This is a genomic window from Massilia solisilvae (assembly GCF_024753215.1).
Classification (GTDB): domain Bacteria; phylum Pseudomonadota; class Gammaproteobacteria; order Burkholderiales; family Burkholderiaceae_D; genus Telluria; species Telluria solisilvae.
In genome coordinates this window covers 1,425,407-1,452,093 of the sequence record NZ_JANUGV010000001.1, presented here as the reverse complement: position 1 = coordinate 1,452,093, position 26,687 = coordinate 1,425,407, and the positions used below count along the sequence as shown (strand labels likewise).

The following is a 26,687-nucleotide window of genomic DNA, read 5'->3' as shown; positions in this document are numbered from 1 at the left end:
CTACGGCCCGTCTACACGGCGTGCATCAGATAGCTGACGTCGTTACGGTCGCCAACCTGTGGGCCGGACACCATGAACGCATCCCAGCCGAGACGCCCCAGGCTGCCATCGGCGAGCGACACGGGCCGAACATCTGGAGCGCGCAACACCAGCTCGATCTCGTATTCGAGCGAGACGCCGGTGAACAACGCGAGCAGGCTACGCAGCGCGCGCGCGGCCTGCCCGCCGGGAAGAAACGCGCTGAAGCCGGCGGCGTCGAGCGGGCCAACCACCAGGCGCAGGCGCAAATGGCGCTGCCAGACGCGCGCGCCCGCCATCGCGCCCGCGCCGAGCACCGCATCCATGCTGCCGAGCACGGTCTGCTGCGCCAGTGGCACCTCGTACCAACTGCCGATAAACTGCTCGGCCTGCACCGGCTTGCCAAAGTACTCGGACAGCACGCGAGCCAATTGCGATGCCGACGTGGGCCGGTGTCGGATGGCCGCGGCAAAGCAGGCGAGCGTTTCGTCGCGCACCGTGCCATCCTCGGGCCCGGCAAGGCGCTTGCGCAGCGCCTCATGGCCCAGCCCGGCCAGCGCAAGCAGCAATGGCAGGAACTCGTCCTTCCCCGTCAGCTGGTACTTGAACGGGAGCCGGTACTTGCGCCAAGCCTCGTAAAACATCGCCAGCGACCGGTTCGAAAACACATCCAAAAAGACGCGCGGCCCGTCTTCGCGCTGGTACACCTCGTGCTCGGCGATGCGCTCGGTGTAATGGACCGGTAAGGCGCCATTCCCGCTCAACAATCCCATGAAGGCGGGCGTGATGCGCACGTACCGCAGCGTGCGCGCCCGCACGGCCGCGTCCAGCGAGCCAGGGCCGCGCCCCAGGCCGCGCGGCTCGGTCTCGATCGCCTCGAGCTGGCTGGCCGGAAAACTGAGGGAGGTTGAGTTCTTGAAGCGCAAAAAGCGCGGCACCAGGTCACGGTCGGGCAAGCCGCGGCGTCGCAGCCACAACTCGAGCAGGCGCACCGCCTGGAAATAGTCGAAGCGGTACGGCTCGGTGAACAGCCGTTCGATTACAGCAGGTTCAAATCGCCGCTGCGTGGCGCACATTTCAATAATTCTTCCCCGCTTTTGGCGGATACGAGGATCAGTTGGGTAAAGCTGTTGGCGTGCACATACAGCGCCAGAAAGCGCTCGATCACCTGGGCAAAAGCGTAGATGCCGCTGCCGACAAACGCCTCCTCCTCGATCGTCAGGCGCACTTGCACTCCGCGCACCAGGCAGGCAAACGGGTTTCCGGGCAACCAGGCCGTAACAGGCTGCTGCGACACGGCCACGATGCCCCCGATCTGGCGCTGCGACCACGGAGAACGGGGCAGGTCATACATCGACAGCATCTCGCGCAAGGCGTCCGCCCCACCGTCGCTGAGCGACAGGTGGTTCAACGCCAGGTGCGAGATCAGGCGCCAGTGCGCACCGCGGCCGCGCTCGAAGCGGCAGGAAGCGGTGGGCTTGCGCAGGAAGCTGATACGCTTGAGGCCGAATCCGTCGAGGAACAGGTCCCCGCCAGGCTGGCCGTACGCAAGCGCTGTCGGCAGGTCGCGATTGGTGCAGGTAAGCTCGACGTTGAGGGTTTGCGTTTCCACTTCGGCAGGATCGAAGTCGATATCGACGATCGAGATCTGTGTTTCGTGACCCGGACTTTTCTCGGCCATCACATCGTCGCGCCGCATCGCCCAGTAATGCCCATGTTGTTCCGGCGTTTGCCCGTGCTTGAGTGAATAAAACGGCGAGAACTGCACCACCGTTTCGCCTTGCAGCGTCTGGCGCACCAGGTTCACGGAATCGATCGAATAGACCTCGAAGGCAAAGGCGCGGCGCGCGTCGCCCAGCACCGGATAGCTCGCGGTGGCGTGCGTCAGCCGGATAGGCTCGCCACACCGCCGGAACAGGTTCACCACAGGCGTGCAGTTCAGCAGGAGGTTGTTGCTCGAGAGTGAGCCCAAGATACGGGCGGTGTTCGAATCGGCGCGCATGCCCGAGAGCGCCAGGTGCAGGGTCATCCTGCGAGCGCCAGGTGGCATCGTCGCGGTGAGCGCGGCCAGGTCGATGTCGAAAAAATTGAACTTTTCGGGAAAGCAGAAATACTCGGCCAGCAGCCGATACGCGGCGTGCGAACGCGCGGGAAAGTCGATCAGCGACTCATCGTCGTCAAAGCCCGCGCCCCGCACCGGGATTGCGGACAATTGTACCCAGCGTCCGCAACCGTCGGCCTCGGCGTAAGCCGCCACGGCACGCATGAAGAGCGCGTCGCGCAAGGCCGCGCAGAACGAGGGCTCGCCGTCGATGAACACCCGGACCCGCGGCATGCCCAGTTGTGACAGGGTGAGCTGTTCAGTGCACGCGATGGTCAGGCTCACGCTCGAAGTTGCCCCGGCCGGCGCCTGGATCGCTTCGGGCGTGTCGATGATCGGCGCGAATGATGCATCGGTCAGTGCGAGCGGCGCCACCGTGACCGGATACACGGTGCGGAAGATGCAGGCCGTGCCACGGACCGCCAGCGTATTCAGTTGTGTGCCGCGTGGAATGACGCCGGCCGTCGCCTGCTTGCTGGCCGGATCGCGCTCCATGCGCGCGATCGAGCACGAGGGGAACGGCCTCAGGTAGTGCGGATAGAGCACCTCGAACAGCGCCTCGGTGAATTCGGGATAATCGTCGTCGAGCCGCTTTGCGATGCGCGCGTTGAGCAGCCCGAACGACTCGATCATGCGTTCGATATGCGGGTCTTCGCAGACCTCGCCACTGATCAGGAGGCGCCCCGCGATCTTGGGATAGCGTTCCGCAAACTCGCGCAGATCGTGGCGCAGGTAGCCCAGTTCCCGCTCGTAGTACGGTAGCAGTTGCTCCACGCTCAGGCTCCCTCTGCGGCCACGCGGGCCGCCCTGGTGATGCTGTAATGCAGGGTCGACGGGTGCAGCACGGCGTCGAACTGGACTGGCTCTTCCGACGCCCTGGCCACCAGCATGGCGGAGATGGAAAAGGTGAGCCTGTTCACCGACTCCTCGCGCACTTCGAGCAAGGCTCGGACCTTGCGTAGCCGCGGCTCGTGACGGGCGATGGCCTGCTCGATGCAGCTGCAGATGTAGGCACGATCAGACGGGCTCGACAAGGAACGATCGGCGAAATCCGTCAGGCCATACGTGATGATCGAATCGCTGCACTCCGGGTAGCCTTTGAGCAACTCTTCCGGCAGTGCCGAGCGCGTGTTCAGCAAGGCCTCGAGATCGCGCGCGACGGTTTCCTTCAGGTCTTCGGCTGACAGGCGCGACACGCTGGCGCCGCCGGCGCCACGGACCGGCACTCCCAGCAGGCGGTCGAACAATCCAGGCGTGTACCCCTTCATCGGCACCTCTCGTCGCGGACTCAAGCTCGCATCTTTGCACAGCCGTAGGAAAAAAAACAGGCAGTCCAGCCGGGGTGCACACTCACTTTGACCGACCGCAACAATGGCCATTGTTGGTGTGCAAAAGGCACGGTGGAAACGTTATGGTTCGAATCTGACGCTCGATCAACAACTAGTTAAAACAAGACAGGAGGGCCGGCGAAATGACCTGCAAAGTACTCTGGGGCGAGGGCCTGTTGTTGCGGCCCCAGCACTTCCAGCGCCAGGACCGCTATCACGAGCACCGCCTGCACAAGAGCATCAGCACGGTCAATCCATATGCTTGGGGCGTCGAGCACTTGAAGGTGGATCGCGATGCGCTTGCCAGCAACGTGCTCCGCGTGCTCCAGCTGTCGTTGCGCTTCCAGGACGGCGAGCTGGTCGAAGCACCCGAGGCGGACGACCTGCCCGAGGCGGTGGACCTCGCACTGCTGCCGCCGCAACATCAAACTGTCACCTTCTATGCCGCCCTGCCCGGGCTGAAGCCGTTCAGCGGAAATTTCGCCCAGCCGGGGCAACCATCGAACGCGATGCGCTTTGTGCAGGCAAGCGAGGAAACGCCGGACCTGTACACGCAAGCCGCTTCCATCCACCTGGCTTACCTCAAGCGTGCCATACGGCTGGTATCCGAATTCGAACCGCGCGATTCCTACACTTGCTTTCCGTTGCTCCGGCTGCGGCGCGCTGCGTCCGGCGGGTTCGAGCTCGACGACGCCTTCGTGCCACCGTGCGTGTCCATTGGTGCGGCCCAACCGCTGTTCCTGCAGCTGCGCCGCCTGCTCGACGCGCTGCAGGCCAAGGTCAGCGCGCTGTACGGGCACCAGCGCGAGCCCAGCCGCAACGTCATCGAATTCCGTTCGGGCGACATGTCCTCGTTCTGGCTGCTGCATACGGCGAGCGCCGCCTGTGCCCGACTGACGCATTACGTCAACCACCCGGCGATGCATCCTGAGCGGCTGTTTGAGCAGCTGCTTGGCATTGCCGGCGAGCTGATGACGTTCTCGAAGAGTTGGCAGCTATCCGATCTGCCGGCCTACCAGCACGCCGATGCTGGCGCATCGTTCGCCAAGCTGCACCTGATCATCCGCGAACTGCTGGACACGGTGATCTCGTCGAAATACTTCGCGATCGTGCTGGCCGAGGCGCGGCCATCCTACCACTTGGGCAAGCTCGACTCGGGAAAGATCGACGAAAAGACAGCGTTCTACATTGCCGTGTCGGCCGACATGCCGGCACTGGAACTGGTGGAGGCGGTGCCGCGCCGGTTCAAGGTGGGTGCACCGGATGACGTCGAAAAATGCGTACTCTCCGCCCTGCCCGGCGTGCGGCTGCAATATGCGCCGCAGTTGCCCGCCGCAGTCCCCGTTCGGCCAGATACCAGCTACTTCCTGCTCGACACCAAAGGCCCGATGTACGAGCGCATGCTGCAGGCGCAGTCGATCTCGATTTATGTGCCGTCCGGGATCAAGGAACTGAAGCTGGAACTGCTGGCTGTCCTTTCTTAATCTGTTGAGGGGAATCTGGATGGACCTCAGAGCGCTGAACGAGGTGTACGGGATTTTTACCGAAGCGAATCGGCCAATTCGTTTGCGCATGTCGCAAGAGCGGCAAGCGCTCGACGACGTCTTGCTGGTGAAACGCGTGACCGGGAACGAAAGGCTGTGCGGCGGACTGGAATACCGGCTCCTGTGCGTGTCGCCGCGCGCCGATCTCCCGCTGAAGGACTTCATCGCCCTGCCTGTTGAACTCCAGTTTGTGACGGATCGCGGCGAACTTCGCGCGGTTTGTGGCATTGTGGCGCAGGCCGCGGCCGGCCAAAGCGATGGGGGCCTTGCGACCTACGAGCTGGTGGTACGCGATGCGTTGGCGCTGATGGAACTGCGCACCAATACCCGCGTCTTCCGCAATCAAAATGAGCTCGACATCGCCGAGGTCATCCTGAACGAGTGGCGCCAAAAAAATCCTGTGCTGGCCAGATCCTTCGAAGTGGATTGGTCTTTGGTCACTGGCACGTATCCAGCCCGCGGCTTTACGCTGCAGCACAATGAGTCCGATGCCGCCTTTCTCTGCCGTTTATGGAAACGGCGGGGTATCGCGTGGTTCATTCGGCCCGGGCAAGCCAGCCAGTCACAAAGCAAAGACATACATGGCCATGCACTGGTGCTGTTCGACGATGCATCCAGGTTGCCGAAAAATGCCGCCGGCACTGTGCGCTATCACCGCGATGACGGCACCGAGCAACAAGACACCATCACCAAGTGGAGTCCGGTACGTACGCTGAAACCCGGCAGCGTGAACCGCCAAAGCTGGGATTACATGCATGCCCGGCCCATGTCTAGCCAAGCGTCCGCTCTTGTTGACCAGGGGACGACCGGCAACCAGTTCGCGTTCAGTCTCGATGACTATCTGGTGGACGGCCCCCACGCTGGCGATAACGGCGACGATTACCGGGAACTGGGCGAATTGCGCATGCAGCGTTATGAGTACGAATCCAAGTGCTTTTACGGCGAAGGCAGCGTGCGCGCGTTGTGCGTTGGACAGTGGATAGCCCTCTCCGGGCACCACGAGATCGATACCCATCCCGAGGACGAACGCCAATTTGTCGTCACGCGGCTGGAGGTGGATGCGGAAAACAACCTGCCCAAAGCCGTTGATGACAAGATCAAGCGGCTGTTTGCACTGAACAGATGGGATGACAAGCGTTCCGGTAACGAGCTGCAGCTGGCAAGCGAGGAGCGCGGCATGCGCTACACCAACCGTTTTGCGTGCGTTCGTCGCGGCATCCCGATCGTTCCGGCGTTCGATCCCCGCGTTGACTTGCCGCGCCCGCAGCTGCAAAGCGCGATCGTGGTCGGACCGGCTGGCGAAGAAGTGCATTGCGACGAATATGGCCGCATCAAGGTGCGCTTTCTCGGCACCCGGCCGGAAGATCACAGCCACGCGCAGGGAGCGGGGGCCAGCGACAGCGACCGCGACTCCGCCTGGGTGCGTGTCGCCAGTAACTGGGCCAGCAGTCAGTGGGGTGCGATTACCCTGCCCCGCGTAGGCGATGAAGTCATTGTCGATTTCCTGGGCGGCGATCCGGACAAACCAATCATCGTGGCAGGGGTCTATGGCGGCACCGCTCGCCCGCCTTCGTTCAGCCACATCGGAACGCTGCCTGGAAACAAATACCTCGCTGGCATCAAAAGCAAGGAAATACAAGGTACCCGCTACAACCAGCTTCGGCTGGACGACACGCCGGGGCAGATCAACGCGCAGCTGTGTTCGGAGCACGGCCATAGTGAACTGAATCTCGGCTGGCTCACCCACCCCCGGCGCGACGGCCAGGGCGAGCCCCGTGGCGAAGGGGCCGAACTACGCAGCGACCACGCTGTTGCGGTACGAGGCGCGCAGGGAGTTCTCATCAGCGCCGCTGCCCGCGAAGGCGCCAGTGGCAAACAACTCGATCGCGCCGAGCTACTCGGCTTGGTCGAAGCGCTGCAAGGTGTGCAGCAACAGTTGGCCCAACTGGCGGCGACCCATTACGCCGACGAAACCGACGACAAGGAACTGAAGCGATTGATCGGTTACCTGAAGCGGTGGGAAGCCGGCAGCAATACCAAAAGCGGCGACGGAGGCATTGGCGGCCAACCCGTTGTTGCACTGTCCGCGCCTGCCGGGGCCGCAATCGCCAGCCAGGACAATGTCGCGATCGGGGCGCAAACCCATGTCGATGTGGTCAGCATTGGCAATACGCAGCTGTCGGTTGGCAGACGACTGCTTGCGCGCGCGGGCGAAAGCATCAGCCTGTTTGCGCACCGGCTCGGCATCAAGCTCGTCGCGGCCAGCGGGAAAGTGGAGATGCAGGCGCATAGCGACGATATCGAGCTGACATCCGCGAAAAAGATCGTGCTGACCGCCAACGACGAAATTGTGCTGCAGGCTCCGAAGGTGCGATTCGTTGCCAAGGGCGCCCAGGTGGACATTGGCGGCGGCGCGATCATGCAGCAAAGCAGTGGCGAACACGTTATCAAGTCAGCGAAGTTCTCCCATGTTGGACCCGGAAATGGCGTGCCGTCCGGCGTATCGCTGCCAGAGAGCAGCCAGGTACATGACCAGCAGACCATTCTTCTACGCGCGGGAACGGACGAACCACTGCAGAACCAGCGCTATCGGGTAACGACGGAAGATGGCCGTACTTTCGAGGGCCGCACGAATGCTTCTGGGCTAACGGAGCGCTTTACGAGCACGATTCCTTTTGGCCGCTACAGGATCGAGGCACTCGACGACTAGTCACAACGCTATCTCAATCAGACCTAAGCAACCCAATGAGTACGCCGACATATCCGCTACCTATTTATCCAACTAACAGCTCCGCGCGCATTGCCGAAGGCTTTGTCACGCCGCAGCAGGACATGAAAGTCCAGGCCGCCAGATTTCTCCCTAAGGCCGTCTTACCGGTGGTTTTTCTGCCGGGGATCATGGGTTCGAATTTGCGCATGAGTGCAGAACGTCAAAGCGCGACACGTCGAAAAAATAACATCGCGTGGCGGCCAGATGTCTTAGGACCGACGAACGTTCATGGTGCCAGCACGGAGACCCCTGCCGACCGTCAACTACGACTGGATCCGCTTCAAACAACAGTAGACATCTACGATCCGTCGGGACCTTCGGCGATAAGTGGAGATAAGCGCAACAACAATGTTTCGTTCGGCCCAGGCTTCCATTCGCCATTGTTGCTCGACGATCCCGCCACAGCCCCGAACGGGCGAAACGCAGTACAGAAAGCTCGGGCCCGCGGCTGGGGCGAAGTGTTCTACGGGAGCTATGGCGCATTGCTGCAGCATCTCGAGTCACGTCTCAACAACACCTTCACGGACGGCGAACTTCGGGCTGAATGGCACGATGTCATCGGCGTCGACCCGAAAACCTGGGGAGCTCACGCATCTCGTCAGCAACAGACATTAACTGAAAATGAACTCAAAGAGATTGCAACGCGTTTCTGGTTTCCAGTTCACGCGTTTGGCTACAATTGGCTGCAGCACAACGGCGTTAGCGCAAGCGTTGTTGCGGAGCGGATTAAGCAGCTCATCAACGACTACGCCGCGTCCGGCTACGAGTGCTATAAAGTCATCGTGGTCACTCATTCAATGGGCGGGTTGGTGGGACGGGCGCTCATCCACCGGAACTACGGCAACATTCCAGACAAAGTGCTCGGAATGGTACACGGAGTGATGCCTGCAATCGGCGCTCCGGCCGCCTACAAGCGCATGCGAGCGGGATTCGAGGATCCTGGCCTCCTTCACGGGATGAAAGCGAGTATCGGGGCAAAGGTTGCCGGAAATACGGGGGGAGAAGTCACCGCCGTCTTAGCAAACGCCCCTGGCGGACTTGAGCTGTTACCGACCGAGTCCTATGGAAATGGATGGCTGCGCATAACTCACGGTGGACGTGACCTGGACACCCTGCCTAAGCAGGGTGATCCGTACAACGAAATATACAAAGTGCGGGGGAAATGGTTTTCGCTGTTCCGAGAAGAATGGATAAATCCTTCTAGACTACCTCCAGATCGCGGCGGGGGAACGCTTCAAAGAACCTGCAACTATCTTGATAAGGTACAGAGTTTCCACGCGGACATTGCGCAAACCTTTCACCCGAACAGTTACGCGCATTACGGTGCCGATCGGGAGCACCGAAGCTTTGGGGAAGTTGTGTGGAGTATCAACGAGAACTGCACCGACCCTGCGGGATGGCAGGACTGGAGCATCATCAATGACACCGGCGACGGCACGCTGGAAATTGGTGGGAGGCCTCCCTCTTCGCATGACAGCAAAATCTTGTCCGAGCGCACCGATGAGCTGCCGCAGCCGATACAGGCCACTATTCTTGCACCAGCGGCGCCCGGCGATCAAACGGTCCCTATCAAATCCGCTGATTACCAGTTAAAAAGCGGCATTTTCAAGGGTGTCTTTCGTCAGGTCGGTTACGAGCATCAGTCAAGTTATGAAGATCCTCATGCTGTCGCCTCTACGTTATACAGCATCGTCCGCATCGCTCAGGAGGCAAGATATAAATGCTGATGACCACAACACAACGCCTTTTCCTTGTCTGCGTAGCCGCGACGGCAATATCCCTGGCCGGCTGCGAGCGAAATCCGAAAGAATGGACGGTGCCAAATATGACACAGCTCACGCCGCGACTGAAACCGCTCTTTGAAAAAACAAAAACGGTTTGCTTCGGCCGGTTTCTCGTCGACGTTCCGGACTCCACAACCGTTATCTGGGGCGAGGTCGACATCCCACTGGGCATAAGTGTTTATCCTGGCGGCGCAGAACACGTGAAAACGCTAGCACAAAAATTCATCGATGAACTAAACGCCGGGAAAGCCATATACCACAACCACGTCCCGCTCCTCATCGCCGCCGATGAGGTCACTGAGCCGCCAGGAAAAATCGTCACCGGCTACGAAGATTTCATGTCAATTAAGGACCTGAGAATCAACGGATACTTTCGGGTGGCTGACGCTGGGATTGTTATCAATTCGCGCCCACTTCAAGACGATAGGGAGAGGGCCATTGGAGAAATCAATAGCATTGCAAGACGCTTGAGGTTACGCACCGAAGATGAGACTCCGACGGAGCCTGGAAACTGCATAGAAAACGCTTTCCTTCCAGACAGCTCCGCTAAGAACGGCGAAGGGCAAGGCGAGCTCATACGCATCGGCTTCCGCTTGAAGGAGTTCCCGGATACGCATCTATCTATTCTTCTAAACCCATCGAATCCTCATTATGGAGATAGCGACTCTCTTGAGTGGCAGCTCAAACGGCTCGAGGGGAGCGAAAAATCAGAGGATCTCGACCATCCGCTGTTAAAAACCAGGTATCTGCGCCGAGGTGCGCGTCAGATCCATGACTGGCTCAACGGCTTTGAAGCCCTGTCGCACACACCTGAACAGTCGGAGATGTACGGCATCCATGATTTCGCCATGGACTTCAGAGGTGTACCGTCAGATCCCCTAAAACCTCATGCCGACGTTCGTATGCAAACGGGCGTTAGCGACAACATGGCGGGTGCGATCAAACCCAGCTTGACAGACGAAGAAGCCATCGCGGTATGGGACAAAATCACCAGCACAATCCGCGTTCGACCAACAAGCGGAACGGCGGTAAAGACCAGCCAAGCTGACACGCCACCGCGCCGCCCACTCGGCGATCTTGCTGCAACGGGTCGCGTGTGCCCGCAAACAGGCTGGTGGCAGCCAAGCGAGCCAGGCAGAAAAGAAGGTGGCGGACGCCAGCACTTCCAGGCCGGACAACAAATGCCCCATGTGGTGCTGGCTGGCGAGCCCTCGATTTGGCAAAAGCTCAGGGGCGAGCGGCCAAGCTACCGACGAGCGACTGTTTGGCAGCTGGTTGAGTACGGCGAGGCCCCGCCGACACTCGCTCAAGTCGTAGCCACGGACAGGGCCTCAAACGACGCGCAAAATGCCGCCTCCCAAGGAAACCACGACGAAGACTCAGCGAAAAAAGGGGGGAGCGATGCCTAATGTGATCCGTCTGGGCGACTCCACGTCGCATGGAGGCAAGGTCGTCAGCGTGACCGCGAACCATTTTACGGTCGATGGTGTCGCAGTCGCTCGCGTTGGCGATCTCTGCAGCTGCCCCATTCCGGGGCACGACAACTGCACAATTGTCGAGGGCGACCATACCCACACAATTGACGGAATCGCTGTCGCCTACGACGGCCATAAGACGAGTTGTGGCGCCACCTTGATGGCGACCGTCAAAAATTTCAGCGCGCAATAGCCGAGGATAACGCCCCGGCAGGTGGCGATCACTTGTGCGCAGCAGGCGCCGGCCCCGCTGATGTCAGCTCAATCCTGCGCCGAATCCTCTCCAACTGTGCGGTATCGCCCACCGCTTCTGCGCGCTTGGCCGCAACACCAAGCCACGTCAGCAGCGGCCGCCGCCATCCCTGGGCGGATGCGGCGTCCACTGCAACGTTGATATCCCCCGGCGCCAGTCGCTGAGCCTTGAAGGCTGCTCCTACTGCAACGAGCCGCGCGAGCGGATCCCTGACCTCCGCGATCTGCCCGCCGCGCACCACCGCCGCATGCTGTTCCGGCAGCAGCTCGGGCTTCAGCCCCTGCCAACGCCCATCGAGATAGGCCGCGTAGGCGCTTTGCGCAGCAGTCGCGTCCACCGACACCCCTGCGAACCCAGGACAGCCCTCAAACACCAGGCTGGCCGCCTGCGCCGCGCAGCGCACCAGTTCGACCTGGGCCACCTCGTCGGCCCTGCCTGTACTGGAAGCAGCAAGCCGCGCACGGCCGAACTCCGCATCGGCCACACGGGTGTCGCCGGACAAGTAAGCATCGGTGAACGCGCCAATCGCATCATGCGCGTTGGTCTGCCACGATGGCGGCACGGGTTTGCTGACACAACCGGCCAGCAGCAGCAAAGCCAAAAATCGCATCTTCATCATGGCAGCTTGATCTCCGTTTCGTGTGCGAAGGGCCATTTGCGGTTGATCTCGTCAACCAGCCGGTTCACCTTGCGCAGGCTGGCCTCGACCTCGCCGCGCAACGGCCCCAAGTCAGCCGTGGCGGTACGCGCATTGGCCGCAACGCCCTGCGCCTCGACCAGCACCGCGTCCACCTTCTGCAGCGTGGTGCGCGCGTCCATCAGCACGCCATTGAGCTGGCGGATTGCGCCCTGGGTGTCGTCCATCACGCCGTTTTTGCCGAACACGCGCTGGTCCGCCTTGGCGATCAGCGCGTTCACGCGGTCCAGCGTCTGCAGCATCTTCTTGGCCTCCGCATCGCCGCCAAGCGCGCTGCCGAGGATGCCGTAGCGCCCTGCCATGCGGCCGGTGACGGTATCCACGTTCGCAAGCGTGGTGTCGATGTGCGACCCGGGCGAGGTCATATTCACGAGGTTCTCGAGTAGTTCGCGTGCGCTTGCGACCATGCGCGGGATTTGTTCGCTCACGTCGCCGCGCAGCACCGCGCGCGTGGAGTTGGGCGGAAGCGGCGGGTCGGTGAGCACGCCGCTGTAGGCGCGCAGCCGTGTCTCGCCCACCAGGCTGCGCTCCAGCGTGAACACGCTCGTCACGCGCAGCCATTTGGCGTCCTTGCGTGGCACATCGATCAGGATCTGCACCTTGCCGTCCTTGGACAGCTCAACCTGCGTCACCCGCCCGATCGGAAAGCCGGCGAAGCTCAGATCCATGCCCGGCGCCACGCCCTCGGAGTTGTCGGTCTCGAGGATCAGGCGCTGGGTCGGCTCGAACACGCCGCGCGCGTACATCACGTACAGCACAAAGGTGACGATCAGCGCGCCCATCAGCACGAGCAGGATCGCCGCTTTCGCTTCCACGTGGGCTGGTTCGTCGGGAGTGTGGTCGGTCATGATGGATCGGGTCTTTCAGATGTATTTGATCGCGAGCGAGCCTGCCTCGATCACCAGCAGCACGAACAGCAGCCGCAGCGCGCCGGGCTGCACGTTGGATGCGAGGCGGCGCGGATAGCGCTGCAATTCCAAAATCGCCGCCGTCGGCACCAGCGCCACGGCAAGGCCGAACAGGACGGTCTTGAGCGCAAAGCCGATGCTCACGATCGGGTCAAAAATGCGGCCGACCGTGCGCGTGTAGTCCGGCACGCCCCACGGCGACAATCCATACACGTTCAGGTAAGCGAGCAGCAGCACAATGGTCCCGCTGGTCATCGCCAGGCTCAGGACCGAAAAGGCGTTGGCAAGCACCTGCGGCACCAGGTCGCGGCGCAGCTGGCGCACCGCCTCTTCGCTGGCCACTTGTGTTGGCATGCCGGCGCGCGCCAGGCCAAGGGCGGCGGCATCGAATGCCATGCTGGAGCGCAGCGCGGCAAACATCGCTGCCGACAGCGGAATCAGTTCAAGCACCAGCACGCGCACCACCATCTCCAGCGCGAATTGGGATAGCCCGTAGCTGCGCGCGGTGACGAGCACGATGCGGATGACGACCAGGCCGATCAGCGCGGTGAGCACCGTGAACCAGGGCAGCACCTGCCAGGTGCTGGCGTAGATGTAGCGCGAGGTGGACAGGCGGTTGGCGCGGCTCCACGTCGAGGGCGTGAACGACATCACCAGCGCGACGGCGCCAAGGTGGATCATGTACCACCAGCTGCGCAGGTAACGCCCGATGCGCGCGCCAAGCAGGCGCGGGTTGGTGGTCAGGGTGGGTAAGCGGCGCATTGTCAGATGATACATTTTTTGAGGCGAAATGGCCGAGAATCAGCGAAATCGGGACGGGAATCGCACCGTGACTGTGCGCACGCTCCATGGGCCCCCTCCTGCGAGGGGACGACGGGCCGCTGGTCGTTATCGATTTCGTTGTCGCGTGACCTGATGCTCAGCATGGGTTCGGCTTGCGCCGGAACGACGGCGGCAGAGGGTGGGGAACCGCGGCCCCACTACTGGCGCCGCGCCTCGCGCACGCCCTGTACCTCGGCGATCGCCCCGAGCGCCTTTTGCAGCTGCCCGGTGGAGCCGATCTCCGCGGTGAAGACCATGCGCGCCTGCCCTTTCGAGCTTTGCGTGTTCACCCCGATCACGTTGATCTTCTCGCGCGAGAACACCTCCGAGATATCGCGCAGCAGGCCCTGGCGGTCGTTTGCCATGATAAACAGGTCCACCGGGTACACGGTGTCCACGCCCGCCTCGCCCCACTCGGTCTGGATCACGCGTTCCGGATTCTTGTCGCGCATCTCCTGGAAGTTCTTGCAGCTGGTGCGGTGAATCGACACGCCTTTGCCGCGCGTGACAAAGCCGACGATGGGGTCCGGCGGCGCCGGCTTGCAGCAGCGCGCCAGCACGGTCATCAGCCCTTCGGTGCCGACCACCAGCACGCCCGACTTGGCGCCCTGCTCCACGCTCGACGAGCGGCTCTTGTTGACGACCGCCGTGTCCTCGACCACGGGCGCGGCTTCGGGCTGCTCGTGCAGTGCGGCCTCGACGTGGCGCAGGCTGAACTTCTCCTTGCCCACTTCGATGAACAGGTCGTCCAGCTTGGCAAAGCCCAGCTTGTGCGCCAGCGCTTCCAGGTTGACCGCGGTCTTGCCCTCGCGCTGCAGCGACTTCTCGACCAGCGCCCGGCCCTGCGCCAGCGTCGCGGCCTGGTCGGCGGCATGAAACCAGGCGCGGATCTTGGTGCGCGTGCGATTGCTGGCCGCGTAACCGGGGCTGAGCCAGTCGCGCGACGGGCCGGCGGTGCCGGGTGCGCCCTTGGCGGTGATGATCTCGCAAGTCTGCCCGTTCTTGAGCGGCGTATTGAGCGGCACCATCACGCCATCGATCTTGGCGCCGCGGCAGCGGTGGCCGATCTCGCTGTGCAGGTGGTAGGCGAAGTCGATCGGCGTCGCGCCCACCGGCAGCTCGAGCACGCGCGCCTGCGGCGTGAGCACGAAGATGCGGTCGTCCAGCGTGGTGGCCTTGAGCTTTTCGACCCACTCGCGCTGCTGGTCCTCGTGCTCGGCCACGTTGTCGGCCACGTCGTTCTTCCACGCCAGCAGCTGGCGCAGCCACGCGATTTTCTCGTCGTACTTCTGGCTCTTGAAGTTGGAGCCGCCCTCTTCCTTGTAGCGCCAGTGCGCGGCGATACCGTACTCGGCGAAGTTGTGCATCTCCTGGGTGCGGATCTGCACTTCCAGCGGCCGTCCGTCCTCGGCCGTCACCACCGTGTGCAGCGACTGGTAGCCGTTCGCCTTGGGCCGCGCGATGTAGTCGTCGTACTCGCTCGGGATCGGGGTCCAGATATTGTTCACGATGCTCAGCACCGTGTAGCAGGTCTTCACGTCGGCCACGATCACGCGGAACGCGCGCACGTCGTACAGCTCGGAGAAATCGAGCTCCTTGCCGCGCATCTTCTTCCAGATGCTATAGATGTGCTTGGGCCGCCCGGTCACCTCGGCCTTGATGCCGGCCGCCTTGAGCTCGCGCTCCAGCCGGTCGATCGAGCCCTGCACGAAGCCCTCGCGCGCCATGCGCTTCTCTTCGAGCATCTTGGCGATGCGCTTGTAGGTCTCGGGCTCGATGAAGCGGAACGCCAGGTCTTCCAGCTCCCACTTGAGCTGCCAGATACCCAGGCGGTTGGCGAGCGGCGCGTACAGGTCGAGCACCTCGCGCCCGTAGGTGCGCGTCACCTCGTCGAAGCGCTTCTGCTCGGCGAAATAGCGCAGCGAGGTCACGCACGAAGCCAGGCGCACCAGCACCACGCGCATGTCCGACGCCATCGCCAGCAGCATCTTGCGCAGGGTTTCGACCTGCGCCACAGCCTGCTGCTGGGCGTTCTTGCCGCGCCCCACCGGCTGCTGGGCAGCCGTCAGGTCGCGCAGGCGGATCAGCTGGTGCACGCCCAGCACCAGGTCGGCCACTTCCAGGCCGAAGCGCTCGCCCAGCCCTTCCGCCACCTTCGGTTCCATCAGGGCCAGCTCGAACAACAGGCCGGCGATCCGGCTTTCCGCATCGCTGCGCAGATAGGCGAGCGTGCCCGCCACGCCGAGCGAAAACTCGAACGCGTTCTGGCCGGTGGTGGCCAGGCGCTCGCCGTACGCGTCGACGGCGTAGTCGAGCGCGGCGCGCACGCGTGCCTCGTCCTCGGGACGCAAGCCCTGGACCAGTTGGGTTGTGGCGTCGCCCAGCGCGGCGATTGAAACCATTGTCGTGTCAGCGAAGTGCGGCGGTGACGACAATCTCCACCAGGCAGGCGGGGTTGGCCAGCTTGGCCTCGACGGTGGCGCGCGGCGGCGTGTGGCCCTGCGCGACCCATTCGTCCCACACCGAATTCATGCCCGGGAAATTGGCCATGTCGGTGATGAAGATCTGGCACATCAGGATGCAGGTCTTGTCGCTGCCAGCCTCGTTGAGCAGGCGGTCGATATTGGCCAGCACCTCGCGGGTCTGGCCTTCGATCCCTTGCGTGGTGTCGTCCGCGATCTGGCCGGCCAGGTAGACGGTCTCGTTGTGGATAGCGGTTTCGGACAGGCGTTTGCCCACGTGCAGTCGTTTGATTTCCATATTCTCTCGTTGTACAGCGGCTTTTCAGCCAATTAAAAAATCTCGCGCAATGGCGATCTGGTCCTCGTTCATGAAGGTCGGCGCATGGCCAACCCCGGGAACCTCGACCAGCTTCGGCCTGGGGCCGCGCGCGGCCATCTGCTGCGCAGTCTCGCGCGACAGCAGGTCAGACAGTTCGCCCCGCACCAGCAGGGTCGGGCAGCGGATCGCGTCGTACGCGGCCCACAGTCCCGCTTCGCCGGCCTTGGCAACCTCGGGGGTGATGGCCTTGAATGGCTCGGCCAGCGCCAGGTCGTAGTGGCGCACCCAGCTGCCGTCCGGCGCCTGGCGCAGCACGTCGCCGGCCAGCTTGTCCCACTGTTCGTCGCTGTGCGGGCCGAACGAACTGGACACCTCGCGCACGAAGGCGGCGCCGTGCGCAAAGCTCGGAAAGCGCAGGTCCTGGCCAATGTACTCGCCGATGCGCGCCAGCGCCACCGGGTCGAGCACCGGGCCAATATCGTTGAGCACCAGCTTGCGCACCGGCGTGCCTTCGAGCGCCGCCAACATCATGCCCATCAGGCCGCCCATCGAGGTGCCGAACCAATCGACGCTCTCATCAAGGCTGCCGGCGGTAACACGGGCGATCAGGGTGACCATGTCGGCCACGTACTGGGCCACGGTGTAGTACTGCGGGTCGCGCAGGCGGTCCGAGCGGCCGCGCCCGACCACGTCGGGGCAAACCACGCGATATTGACCGCACAAGGCGCGCGCCAGATGGTCAAAGTCGTCAGCGACGCGGGTGACGCCGTGCACGCACACCAGCACGCGCGGGTTGGCCGCATCGCCCCACTCCTTGTAGGCCATGTGGTGCAGGCCTGCTGGCGAACTGCATAGCACGCTCTTGATCCTAGCTTCGCTCATGGCCTCCCCGATAACAAAATTTGTTCCTGCGCTGTTAGCAGCCCGATATTTTACCGGGCTTTTGCGATTAGAATTCTACCAATTCTGAAGCATCCCCCTGATCACACCATTCACAACAGAGGACAACATGAACTCCAAGATGTTAAGCGGTAAAACGGCTCTCGTCACTGGCTCGACCTCCGGCATTGGCCTGGGCATCGCGCGCTCGCTCGCGGCACAGGGCGCCAACATCGTGTTCAACGGGTTCGGCGACGCGCAGCAAATCGAGCAGCTGCGCGCCGGCGTGGCCCAGGAGTTTGGCGTACAAGCGGCTTACCACAACGCGGACATGTCCAAACCGGCCGAGATTGAGGCCATGATCAAGTTCGCCGAAGAGAAGTTCGGCGGCGTGGACGTGCTGGTCAATAACGCCGGCATCCAGTACGTGGCCAACGTCGAGGATTTCCCGGTCGAGCGCTGGGACGCGATCATCGCGATCAACCTGTCCTCCACCTTCCACACCACCCGCTGCGCGCTGCCGGGCATGAAGAAGAAGAACTGGGGCCGCATCATCAACGTGGCCTCGGTGCACGGGCTGGTCGGCTCGGCCGGCAAATCGGCCTACGTCGCGGCCAAGCACGGCGTGGTGGGCCTGACCAAGGTTACCGCACTGGAAAACGCGCACACCGGCATCACCTGCAACGCGATCTGCCCGGGCTGGGTGCTGACCCCGCTGGTGCAAAAGCAGGTGGACGACCGCGCCGCACGCGACGGCATCAGCAACGAGCAGGCGAAAAAGGCGCTGCTGTCGGAAAAACAGCCCTCCGGCGAGTTCGTCACGCCCGAAGAGCTGGGCGCGCTGGCCGTGTTCTTCTGCAGCCCGGCCGGCGACCAGGTGCGCGGCGTGGCCTGGAACATGGACGGCGGCTGGGTCGCGCAGTAAGCATCGCGATCGCGAGGATGGCATTCGCTCATCCTCGCGATGTCATAACAACTAGCGCATCGAACTTCGCATGAGTTTTGAGTTTCCCCATCAACAGATCCTGTTCGGCCCGCCGGGCACCAGCAAGAGCTACCACGCAAAACACGAGAAGGCAAAGCAGCTGCAGGCTGGCAAGCTGGATATTTTCCCCGTCGCCTTCCATCCGGAATTCAATTACGGCGAATTCGTTTCGCGGCTTGTTCCGCTGACCAGGAATGGCCAGATTGAATACCGCGTCCACGGCGGCCCGTTCCTCCGTGCCCTGGGGCGCGCGTATGCCCTCCTGCCAGGCGACGCGCAGACGGATCAGCCTCAAGCCGGCAACGTCGTACTTCTCATTGACGAGATCAACCGCGGCAACTGCGCCGAGATCTTCGGCGACGTGTTCCATTTGCTCGACCGCGAGGACGATGGATGGTCCAGCTACGAGATCGAGGTGTCCGACCTGACTGTCGAATCGTTGGTTGCGCAAATCCAGGGAAATGATCGGCGCATTGAAGACCTGCCCCTCCGCGTCAGCACGCTCATCGATAAAAAGAAGCTTAGCTTACCGCCGAATTTCTACCTGATCGGCACGATGAACACGAGCGACGACTCGATCTTCTATATGGATTCGGCCTTCAAGCGCCGCTGGAATTTCGAGTTCCATCCTCCCGGTTTCGACAAAGTGCCCGAGTGGCAACGCACGGCGCAGGTCTATGGCAGGCCCGACTTGAGCTGGGAAACATTCGTCGTTGCTTTGAACAACTTCATCCTTGAACATTGCAGCGCGCACAAGCTCGATGACAAATTGGTGGGCCCGTGGTTCATCAAGGCGAGACGGGCCGCAGCAGACAAGCCGTCCACCCTCGGCGCCGAGTACCCTGACGAGGTGCGCAGCCTGACGGAGATTGCCGGTACCGTCGGCGAGTACATGCGCGGCGCGGACAACAGCGACAGATTCGACAACCAGTTGCTCAAATTCGCCGACATGCTCGCTCCGGCCAGCCGGGCCGCGCTGCTGAAGTACGCGGATTACCAGGACGATGGCAAGCGCCGGAAGCTGAAGGTGATCGAGTTCGACACCGCGTCCGAATACTATTGTTCCCGAAAGCGGGGACGAGTACCTTCGGAAGGGAAAATGGTCATTGAGGACTTTGTCGTCGGACTCTCAAAGCTGCCGGAGCCGGCGCCCACCTGGGAAATCGGCAGGAACGAGATCACCGGCAAGCTGTTCCTGTATCTGTGGGATAACGTGTTCGACCGCGACAAGGCGCCCCTCGTCAAGCTGCTCGACATCTCGCGCAACGAATTGCGTACTTTCGGCCAGTTCGCGGACCTGGCGGACCGGCTCATCGATCGCCTGATGGCTGCAACCACCACTCCCGCGGTCTGAACCAGATGCTGGTCCAGGAAGTCTCCGTTGCCGGCAGTGGCAACCAGGTAGGTTTATCGCGGTGCAGCGACGGGCGCCTTGAGCTGACCGTTCCGTTCGGCATGGAAGGCGTCGCTGCCCCGCAGGCAATTGCACTCCTCTACAAGGCCTTCGTGGTCTTTCGCAGCACCGGGCGGTTGAAGGAAAGGCTGGCGTCAGTTGATGGCGTCGAAAGCCAGGGACAGGATGGTCTGGATGACGGTGACGACGGTTTCACGTTTTGCGACGCGCTTGGTCTTGACGAGCTGTTTTCAACAATCGATCCAACCCGGATCCTGTCGCTTATCGAAGGGCGCGGACGGGTCTCGACCGATCGACACCTGCGCATCGACCGACATTTGCACCGCGCGCTCTTCGATGCCCAGGGCGTTCCCTACCTTGACCATGTGACCGCCCCCCGGCGCGAGCTTCGCTACGCCACAGGCGACATCGTCGGGTTGTATTGCTTCGTTGCGGAAGACTTCTACGAGAACCTTCTGGGAATCGCTGTCGAAACGCCGTGGGGGAAATTTTCGGCAGAAGGCAAGGCGCTCTCGGCGCAGTTCCGCGAGCGCTACCTGAGCGCGGGCGCCTCGCAATACAAGGGCGAACCGGACAGCTGCGCACACACGCTGCAGACATTGCGGCACACACTGCTGGTGATCGACCGCAACACGGCGTTTCGAAGCCCGGATTACCGGGCGCTGCATGATACCCTGGACCGTTTCCTCAATGCGGGACTCGACACCAAGGGCAAGGATGGGCTGGTCTGGGGCGTGAAGGACTTCTGGGCGGTGTGGGAGTCGGTATGCCTGGTGCGCGCCGCGACCGATCATTTCCCCCAATTCCTGACCTGCGACTTCGACCATCTTCCTGTCGCCGCCAGCTCGCCTGCTGCGGAAGCGAAATGGCTCGCGCAGCGCAAGGCCATTTTCGCTCGCAACGAGCTGGCGCGGCGTCCAGACCTCGTCCTGCTCTCCGACACCGGGGCGAAGGTCATCGATTTCAAGTTTTATGCAAGCGCGCCCACCCGGAGGATCAAACAGACGCATGGCGACGTCGAAAAGCCGGAGCGTGATTTCCTGAACATCGAGAGCTATGGGCTGCTGCTGCAGAACCACCTCCTGCGCACCGCGCCGCATCTGGCCAGCGGCGTCACACTGGAGCTATGGCTTCCCGGCCAGTCCGCCAGCCAGGCGACCTGGCAGCACATGCCGCGTTGGGACCCATCCCTTTCCATCGTCACCATCCCCACGCTCGAAGCGCTCGAACAATACAGCCTCATCTACGAACTGCGCTAGTGCCGGGCCGCGTCATTACAGACGTTCCCACGACGCTCCGCTATGATTGCGTCATCACAACAATTACGGGAAGACAACGATGCGGATCTGGGCCAAAAAACTTGCGCTGACCACCCTCACCCTGCTGGCCTGTTCAGCGCACGCGGCCGACACCCATCCGATGCTGCTGACCGCCGACCGTGTCTGGACCGGCGAAGGTGCGCCGCACCAGGGCTGGGCGGTGCTGGTGTCGCAAGGCCGCATCCAGGCCGTCGGCCCGGCGGACAAGGTGGCGACCCCGGCTGACGCCGAGCGCATCAACCTGCCGGGCAAGACCCTGATCCCGGGCCTGATCGACCTGCATTCGCACGTCCTGCTGCACCCGTACAACGAAACCGCCTGGGACGACCAGGTGATCAAGGAAGCGCCGGCCTACCGCGTGATGCTGGCGGCGCGCCACTCGGCCGATACCCTGCAGGCCGGCTTTACCACCCTGCGCGACCTGGGCACCGAAGGCGCCGGCTACGCCGACGTGGGCATCAAGCGCGCGATCGACGAAGGCGTGCTGCCCGGCCCGCGCCTGTTCGTGGCAACCAAGGCCATCGTCGCCACCGCCAGCTACGGACCTGCCGAACGCAACTATCGCCCGGACATGGAGCTGCCCTACGGCGCCCAGGAAGCGACCGGAGTGGACGAGGCCGTCAAGGCGGTGCGCGAGCAATCCGCGCATGGCGCGGACTGGATCAAGTTCTACGCCGACTACCGCACCGGCATCGACGGCAGCACGCGCCCGACCTTCACGCTGGATGAAATGAAGGCGATGGTCGCAACCGCGCACAACACCGGCCGCAAGGTGGCAGCGCACGCCAGCAGCGACGAGGCGATCCGCCTGGCGGTGCTGGCCGGCGTGGATACGATCGAGCACGGCTACGGCGCGTCCGAAGCCACCTTCAAGCTGATGGCCGAGCGCCACACCGCCTACGTGCCGACGCTGACCGCGCCGGAAGCCATCGGTGAGTACTTCCAGCACTACACCCGCGGCGGCGCGCCGACCGCGGGCATGCAGCAGGCGATGCATGCATTCCAGCTGGCGCGCAAGCTGGGCGTGATGATCGGCAACGGCAGCGATGTCGGCGTGTTTTCCCACGGCACCAATGCGCGCGAGCTCGAGTGGATGGTGCGGTTGGGCATGACGCCCACGGAGGCACTGCGCGCGGCGACGGTGGTGGCGGCGAACATTCTCGACAAGTCCAAGGATCTGGGTGCACTCAAGCAAGGTGCGCTGGCCGACGTGGTGGCCGTTGACGGTGACCCCACGGCCGACATCGCGGCGCTACGCAAGGTTGGCTTTGTGATGAAGGGCGGAATGATTTATCGTCGCCCGCAATAAATACCTTTCACCTCTTTTCAGCGTTCGCTGGACGCGTGGGCGGCAGAGCTGCCCACCCTCCGTTAGCCACAGCACCCGCCGCGTTTTTTTACGCGCGCAATCGCGCGCTGGCAAACGGCGACGCGGCGTAGCATGACCCGTGCGGGTTTTCCACAATAGCCCGCCCTCTTCAATTCGGACATCATGCCGAGATCAACAATTCGCTTGAAGAGCTGTCATGAAAAAGCCTTTTTATAAAGTCCTTTATATCCAGGTGCTGTTCGCCATTATCGTTGGCGTGCTGCTGGGTGTATTCGACCCTGACCTTGCTGCCAAGATGAAGCCATTGGGAGACGGCTTCGTCAAACTGATCAAGATGATCATCGCACCGGTCATCTTCTGTACCGTCGTCGCCGGCATCGCCGGGATGCAGGACATGAAAAAAGTCGGCCGCGTCGGCGGCAAGGCGCTGCTGTATTTCGAAGTCGTCTCGACTTTTGCGCTGGCCATCGGCCTGATCGTCGCGCACCTGATCCAGCCGGGCGCCGGCTTCAACGTGGACCCGGCCACCCTGGACACCAAGGCCATCGCCGAGTACACCGCCAAGACCAAGTCGCTGTCCACCGTCGACTTCCTGATGAACATCATCCCGAACACCTTCGTGGACGCGTTTGCCAAGGGCGACATCCTGCAGGTGCTGCTGATCTCGATCCTGTTCGGTTTTGCGCTGTCGATGCTGGGCGAGCGTGGCCGCCCGGTCACCAAGTTCATCGACGAGCTCTCGCACGCCATCTTCGGCGTGGTCGGCATCATCATGAAAGCGGCCCCGATCGGCGCATTCGGCGCCATGGCCTTCACCATCGGCAAATACGGCGTGGCCGCCCTGCTGCCGCTGGCCAAGCTGGTCGGCACCTTCTACCTGACCTCGGCGCTGTTCGTCATCATCGTGCTGGGCCTGATCGCCCGCATGACCGGCTTCTCGATCTTCCGCTTCGTCTCGTATATCAAGGAAGAACTGCTGATCGTGCTGGGCACCAGCTCGTCGGAAAGCGCGCTGCCGGCGCTGATGCGCAAGATGGAAAAACTCGGCTGCTCGAAATCGGTCGTCGGCCTGGTTGTCCCGACCGGCTATTCGTTCAACCTGGACGGCACCAACATCTACATGACGATGGCCGCGCTGTTCATCGCACAAGCCACCAACACCGACCTGACGCTCGGCCAGCAACTGACCATCCTGGTTGTCGCCATGCTCACCTCGAAAGGCGCATCGGGCATCACCGGCGCCGGCTTCATTACGCTGGCGGCAACGCTGGCGGTGGTGCCGACCATCCCGGTGGCCGGCATGGCGCTGATCCTGGGCATCGACAAGTTCATGAGCGAATGCCGCGCGCTGACCAACTTCATCGGCAACGGCGTGGCCTCGATTGTCGTGTCGAAGTGGGAAAGCGAGCTCGACCACGAGACGCTGCAGCGCGAGCTGAAGCACCCGAGCCATCTGGAAGAAGACAAGGAAATGTACCCGGAGCGCAAGAAAGCGGCCTGATTCGTTTCCCTGCCCCCCTCAAGAGCGCCGGCCAGTCCGGCGCTTTTTCGTTTGGGCCCCGCTGGGGTATCGCATGCGATTGTTGAACGCGTGGGCGGGAAACCCGCGCACCCTACGGTCGCCGGCCGGCGCAGGTTTCACTTTAGCCGGAATATCGCGTCCACCGACAGCGCCATCGGGACCATGACAACGTTGACCAGGTTGTCGCGCCCGCTGCCTTGGGTCTGCGGCGCTTCCTTGCGGCGGAACCCGAAATCGGCGGCGACCAGACCCATCGCGTTGCCCAGGTTCCTGAGCGCGCCGGTGCTCAATCCCGTCACCGGCCCCAGTTTGCGGCCAAGACCGGCTGCCAGGGCGCCGGCCTTTCGGCTGGCGTCGCGCACGGCGTCAGCGGCCAGGCCCGCTTCGATCTTTTCGCGCTCGCTCGTGTCGAACGCGGTCGCAAAGCTGTCCAGGTTCTGCATCCCCAACAGCCCGTTGGCCAGCGTCGCCCATTTGGCCAGGTCATGCACGTCCAGGTGCACCACGCACTTGACCTCGACCACGGCCGGGCCGTCTGCGCGCTGGTTCTTGCGCAGCTCCTGCCGCACGTTGCGCACTTCCAGGCTTTCGGCCTCGAGCCCCTGCGCCTGGACCAGCGCGCGCACCTCGGCCACGCGTTCCTGCACCGCCCTGAGCGCGACCGCCGGGTCGGCGTCCGCCGCGATCACCTCGAAATCAATGGACCCCATGTCCGGCTGCACGTACTGCTGGGCGGTGCCGGTGATGTGGATGAACGGGTAGTCAGGCAATTGCGACGCAGGGACCGCGAGCGGTGCGAGCAGCAGGGTGGTAAGCGCCAAAACCTTCTTGAGCATGATGTCTCCTTTGGATGAATTATCTAGACAACGATGTCTAGCATAATCCCGGTCGGCCGCGCTCGCAAGCAGCTGGCGTTCAAAATATTTGTAGACGCAGGTTTCTAGGCACGCTACGCTAATCCGCGTACGCGTAACGACTTTCCGACACCATGGCCAAGAAACCCGCCCTGCCAAAGCCGACCCCGGCCGAACTCGATCTTTTGCAAACCTTGTGGCCGCTCGGCTCGGCCACCGTGCGCCAGGTTCATGAAGCGATGCTCAAGGACCGGCCGGACGTCACCTACGCCACCGTGCTGCGCCTGATGCAGATCATGCACGGCAAGGGCCTGCTGATCCGCGACGAGGCGGGCCGCTCACACGTGTACGCGCCCGCCTACACCCAGGATTCGCTGCAAACGAACCTGCTCAAGGACCTGATGCAACGCGCCTTTTCGGGCTCGGCCAAGGCGCTGGTGCTGGCCGCGCTCAAGACCGGCATCTCGAAGAAGGAACGCGAAGAGATCGAACACCTGCTCAAGGACGACAAGCAATGACGCCGGCCGCCTATCAGCTGCTGGCGGCAACCGGGTGGACGCTGATCCATTTTGTCTGGCAGGGTGCGCTGCTGGCCTGCCTGACCGGCATCGCGCTCACGGCGCTGCGCAACGCGCGGCCTCAACTACGCTATCTCGCCGCGTGCGCGGGCCTGCTGGGCTGCTTGCTGTGGCCCGCGATCGGACTGGCGCTGCGCGTGGCGGCGCCCATGCCGGCCGGCGCGATCCAGCTGTACGCGGCGGACGCCGGCGTTACGGCAGCATTGTCCTCCACCACCGGCTTGTTCGACTACCTGCAGTCACACCTGCCGTGGCTCGTTGGCGCGTGGGCTTGCTGCGTTGGCGCCCTCACCTTGCGCATGGCGCTCGGCCTGGCCTGGATCGGGCGCGCGGCGGCGCGCTGCGGCACCGACGCGGCCTTGCAGCTGCGCCTGTCGCTGCTGGCAGAGCGCATGGGAATCGGGCGCCAGGTCCGCTTGCGCATCGTGGACCACCTCGCCAGCCCCATCACCGCCGGCTGGTGGCGCCCGCTGGTGCTGGTGCCGGCCTCGCTGGTTTCCGGCATGCCGCCCGACCTGCTCGAGGCGCTGCTCGCCCACGAACTCGGCCACGTCAAACGGCTCGACTACCTCGTCAACCTGGGCCAGAACGTGGTGGAGATCCTGCTGTTCTATCACCCGGCGGTCTGGTGGATTTCGGGCCGTATCCGCGCCGAGCGCGAACAAATCGCCGATGCGCTTGCAGCCGACGTGATCGGCGAGCCGCGCCGGCTGGCGCGCGCGTTGTCCGAGCTCGAGCGCGTCCAGTTCTCGTCGTGTGCGCTCGCGCAAGCGGCGAACGGCGGCGATCTGGTTGACCGGATCAGGCGGCTGGTGCGTCCCGATCGCCATGCCCTGAGCTGGAAGGCGGCGATCCCGGTGCTGGGACTGGCCGCAGCGTTCGCCGTGCTCTGCGCGAACGCAGCCGCGTTGCCGCGGCACGCGCCGGCGCACGTGCACACCCGGGCGCTCGCGGATTTTCGTTCCTGCGCCAAACCGCATTACCCCAAGGCCGACCTGGCAGCCGGCAATCGCGGCACGGTGACCCTGCAGTTCCTCATCTCCGCCGACGGCAAGCCAGTCGAGTCGCACGTGCTGAGGTCAAGCGGCTACCGCGGGCTTGACGAAGCGGCGCGCACCGCCCTGGACAAGTGCAGCTTCAAGCCTGCCACCGTGGACGGCGCGCCCGTGCAGGAGTGGATGCGCATGCAGTACGTGTGGACCCTGGATTAGCGCGACACCCCGCCGCACCCTGAACGCCGGCACCACCGGCGTTTTTTGCACACCGCTCTAGACATTCGTGTCTAATTCACGACAGATGGCATCGAACCATCCTAGACAACCATG

Annotated in this window: 22 protein-coding genes; 12 read left to right on the top strand and 10 right to left on the bottom strand. The window is 63.0% G+C overall.

Annotated features, from left to right (window positions below):
- Positions 1-11: 11 nt before the first annotated feature.
- From tssG to tssE, 3 genes are read right to left on the bottom strand one after another with little or no spacing between them, the layout of a single operon-like run.
- Positions 12-1,094 carry a type VI secretion system baseplate subunit TssG gene (gene tssG / locus NX773_RS06565; protein WP_258855519.1) on the bottom strand — a complete coding sequence of 361 codons (1,083 nt, stop codon included), beginning with the start codon at positions 1,092-1,094 and terminating at the stop codon, positions 12-14.
- Positions 1,058-2,893, bottom strand: a complete 1,836-nt coding sequence (gene tssF, locus NX773_RS06560; RefSeq protein WP_258855518.1) for a type VI secretion system baseplate subunit TssF — start codon at positions 2,891-2,893, stop codon at positions 1,058-1,060. Before tssF ends, tssG begins: the two co-directional genes overlap by 37 nt.
- 2 nt (positions 2,894-2,895) lie before the next feature.
- Positions 2,896-3,387 (bottom strand): type VI secretion system baseplate subunit TssE, encoded by a 492-nt coding sequence (gene tssE, locus NX773_RS06555; protein ID WP_258855855.1) that lies wholly within the window; start codon positions 3,385-3,387, stop codon positions 2,896-2,898.
- 203 nt (positions 3,388-3,590) lie between these two features.
- On the opposite strand from tssE, the gene tssK reads away from it, so the two are divergent.
- From tssK to NX773_RS06530, 5 genes are read left to right on the top strand one after another with little or no spacing between them, the layout of a single operon-like run.
- Positions 3,591-4,931 carry a type VI secretion system baseplate subunit TssK gene (gene tssK, locus NX773_RS06550; RefSeq protein WP_258855517.1) on the top strand — a complete coding sequence of 447 codons (1,341 nt, stop codon included), beginning with the start codon at positions 3,591-3,593 and terminating at the stop codon, positions 4,929-4,931.
- 19 nt (positions 4,932-4,950) lie between these two features.
- Positions 4,951-7,701 carry a type VI secretion system Vgr family protein gene (locus NX773_RS06545; protein WP_258855516.1) on the top strand — a complete coding sequence of 917 codons (2,751 nt, stop codon included), beginning with the start codon at positions 4,951-4,953 and terminating at the stop codon, positions 7,699-7,701.
- Positions 7,702-7,736: 35 nt separating this feature from the next.
- A complete protein-coding gene (locus tag NX773_RS06540; RefSeq protein ID WP_258855515.1) occupies positions 7,737-9,488 on the top strand; it encodes an esterase/lipase family protein in 1,752 nt (583 codons plus the stop codon).
- Positions 9,482-10,954 carry a T6SS immunity protein Tli4 family protein gene (locus tag NX773_RS06535; RefSeq protein ID WP_258855514.1) on the top strand — a complete coding sequence of 491 codons (1,473 nt, stop codon included), beginning with the start codon at positions 9,482-9,484 and terminating at the stop codon, positions 10,952-10,954. Before NX773_RS06540 ends, NX773_RS06535 begins: the two co-directional genes overlap by 7 nt.
- A complete protein-coding gene (locus NX773_RS06530; RefSeq protein WP_258855513.1) occupies positions 10,947-11,213 on the top strand; it encodes a PAAR domain-containing protein in 267 nt (88 codons plus the stop codon). The genes NX773_RS06535 and NX773_RS06530 overlap by 8 nt, the downstream gene beginning before the upstream one ends.
- A 28-nt stretch (positions 11,214-11,241) precedes the next feature.
- Here the strand turns inward: NX773_RS06530 and NX773_RS06525 are convergent, their stop codons facing one another.
- The 6 genes from NX773_RS06525 to NX773_RS06500 form a co-directional block, all read right to left on the bottom strand.
- Positions 11,242-11,892, bottom strand: coding sequence for a hypothetical protein (locus NX773_RS06525; protein ID WP_307728439.1), 651 nt, complete (start codon positions 11,890-11,892; stop codon positions 11,242-11,244).
- Positions 11,889-12,818: an MlaD family protein gene (locus NX773_RS06520; RefSeq protein WP_258855512.1), complete on the bottom strand. Its 930-nt coding sequence runs from the start codon at positions 12,816-12,818 to the stop codon at positions 11,889-11,891. The genes NX773_RS06525 and NX773_RS06520 overlap by 4 nt, the downstream gene beginning before the upstream one ends.
- 15 nt (positions 12,819-12,833) lie before the next feature.
- A complete protein-coding gene (locus NX773_RS06515; protein ID WP_258855511.1) occupies positions 12,834-13,640 on the bottom strand; it encodes an MlaE family ABC transporter permease in 807 nt (268 codons plus the stop codon).
- 218 nt (positions 13,641-13,858) lie between these two features.
- Positions 13,859-16,102, bottom strand: coding sequence for a RelA/SpoT family protein (locus NX773_RS06510; RefSeq protein WP_258855510.1), 2,244 nt, complete (start codon positions 16,100-16,102; stop codon positions 13,859-13,861).
- A gap of 7 nt (positions 16,103-16,109) precedes the next feature.
- A complete protein-coding gene (locus tag NX773_RS06505; protein ID WP_258855509.1) occupies positions 16,110-16,460 on the bottom strand; it encodes a RidA family protein in 351 nt (116 codons plus the stop codon).
- A 24-nt stretch (positions 16,461-16,484) separates the two neighbouring features.
- Positions 16,485-17,363: an alpha/beta fold hydrolase gene (locus tag NX773_RS06500; RefSeq protein ID WP_258855508.1), complete on the bottom strand. Its 879-nt coding sequence runs from the start codon at positions 17,361-17,363 to the stop codon at positions 16,485-16,487.
- A gap of 127 nt (positions 17,364-17,490) precedes the next feature.
- On the opposite strand from NX773_RS06500, the gene NX773_RS06495 reads away from it, so the two are divergent.
- The 5 genes from NX773_RS06495 (at position 17,491) to NX773_RS06475 (ending at position 23,909) form a co-directional block, all read left to right on the top strand.
- Positions 17,491-18,285 (top strand): 3-hydroxybutyrate dehydrogenase, encoded by a 795-nt coding sequence (locus tag NX773_RS06495; protein WP_258855507.1) that lies wholly within the window; start codon positions 17,491-17,493, stop codon positions 18,283-18,285.
- Between the two features lie 70 nt (positions 18,286-18,355).
- On the top strand, positions 18,356-19,699 hold the full coding sequence (locus NX773_RS06490; RefSeq protein WP_258855506.1) for an AAA family ATPase: 1,344 nt from the start codon (positions 18,356-18,358) through the stop codon (positions 19,697-19,699).
- A gap of 5 nt (positions 19,700-19,704) precedes the next feature.
- A complete protein-coding gene (locus NX773_RS06485; protein ID WP_258855505.1) occupies positions 19,705-21,018 on the top strand; it encodes a hypothetical protein in 1,314 nt (437 codons plus the stop codon).
- 79 nt (positions 21,019-21,097) lie between these two features.
- Positions 21,098-22,387, top strand: a complete 1,290-nt coding sequence (locus NX773_RS06480; RefSeq protein WP_258855504.1) for a metal-dependent hydrolase family protein — start codon at positions 21,098-21,100, stop codon at positions 22,385-22,387.
- Between the two features lie 217 nt (positions 22,388-22,604).
- Complete coding sequence (locus NX773_RS06475) at positions 22,605-23,909, top strand: dicarboxylate/amino acid:cation symporter (RefSeq protein WP_258855503.1); 1,305 nt, start codon at positions 22,605-22,607, stop codon at positions 23,907-23,909.
- Between the two features lie 137 nt (positions 23,910-24,046).
- On the opposite strand, the gene NX773_RS06470 is transcribed toward NX773_RS06475, so the two are convergent.
- Entirely contained in the window at positions 24,047-24,766 is a 720-nt protein-coding gene (locus tag NX773_RS06470) for an SIMPL domain-containing protein (protein ID WP_258855502.1), read from the bottom strand.
- Between the two features lie 152 nt (positions 24,767-24,918).
- On the opposite strand from NX773_RS06470, the gene NX773_RS06465 reads away from it, so the two are divergent.
- Both NX773_RS06465 and NX773_RS06460 read left to right on the top strand, forming a co-directional pair.
- On the top strand, positions 24,919-25,302 hold the full coding sequence (locus NX773_RS06465; protein ID WP_258855501.1) for a BlaI/MecI/CopY family transcriptional regulator: 384 nt from the start codon (positions 24,919-24,921) through the stop codon (positions 25,300-25,302).
- Complete coding sequence (locus tag NX773_RS06460; protein ID WP_258855500.1) at positions 25,299-26,573, top strand: M56 family metallopeptidase; 1,275 nt, start codon at positions 25,299-25,301, stop codon at positions 26,571-26,573. The genes NX773_RS06465 and NX773_RS06460 overlap by 4 nt, the downstream gene beginning before the upstream one ends.
- Positions 26,574-26,687 lie beyond the last annotated feature (114 nt).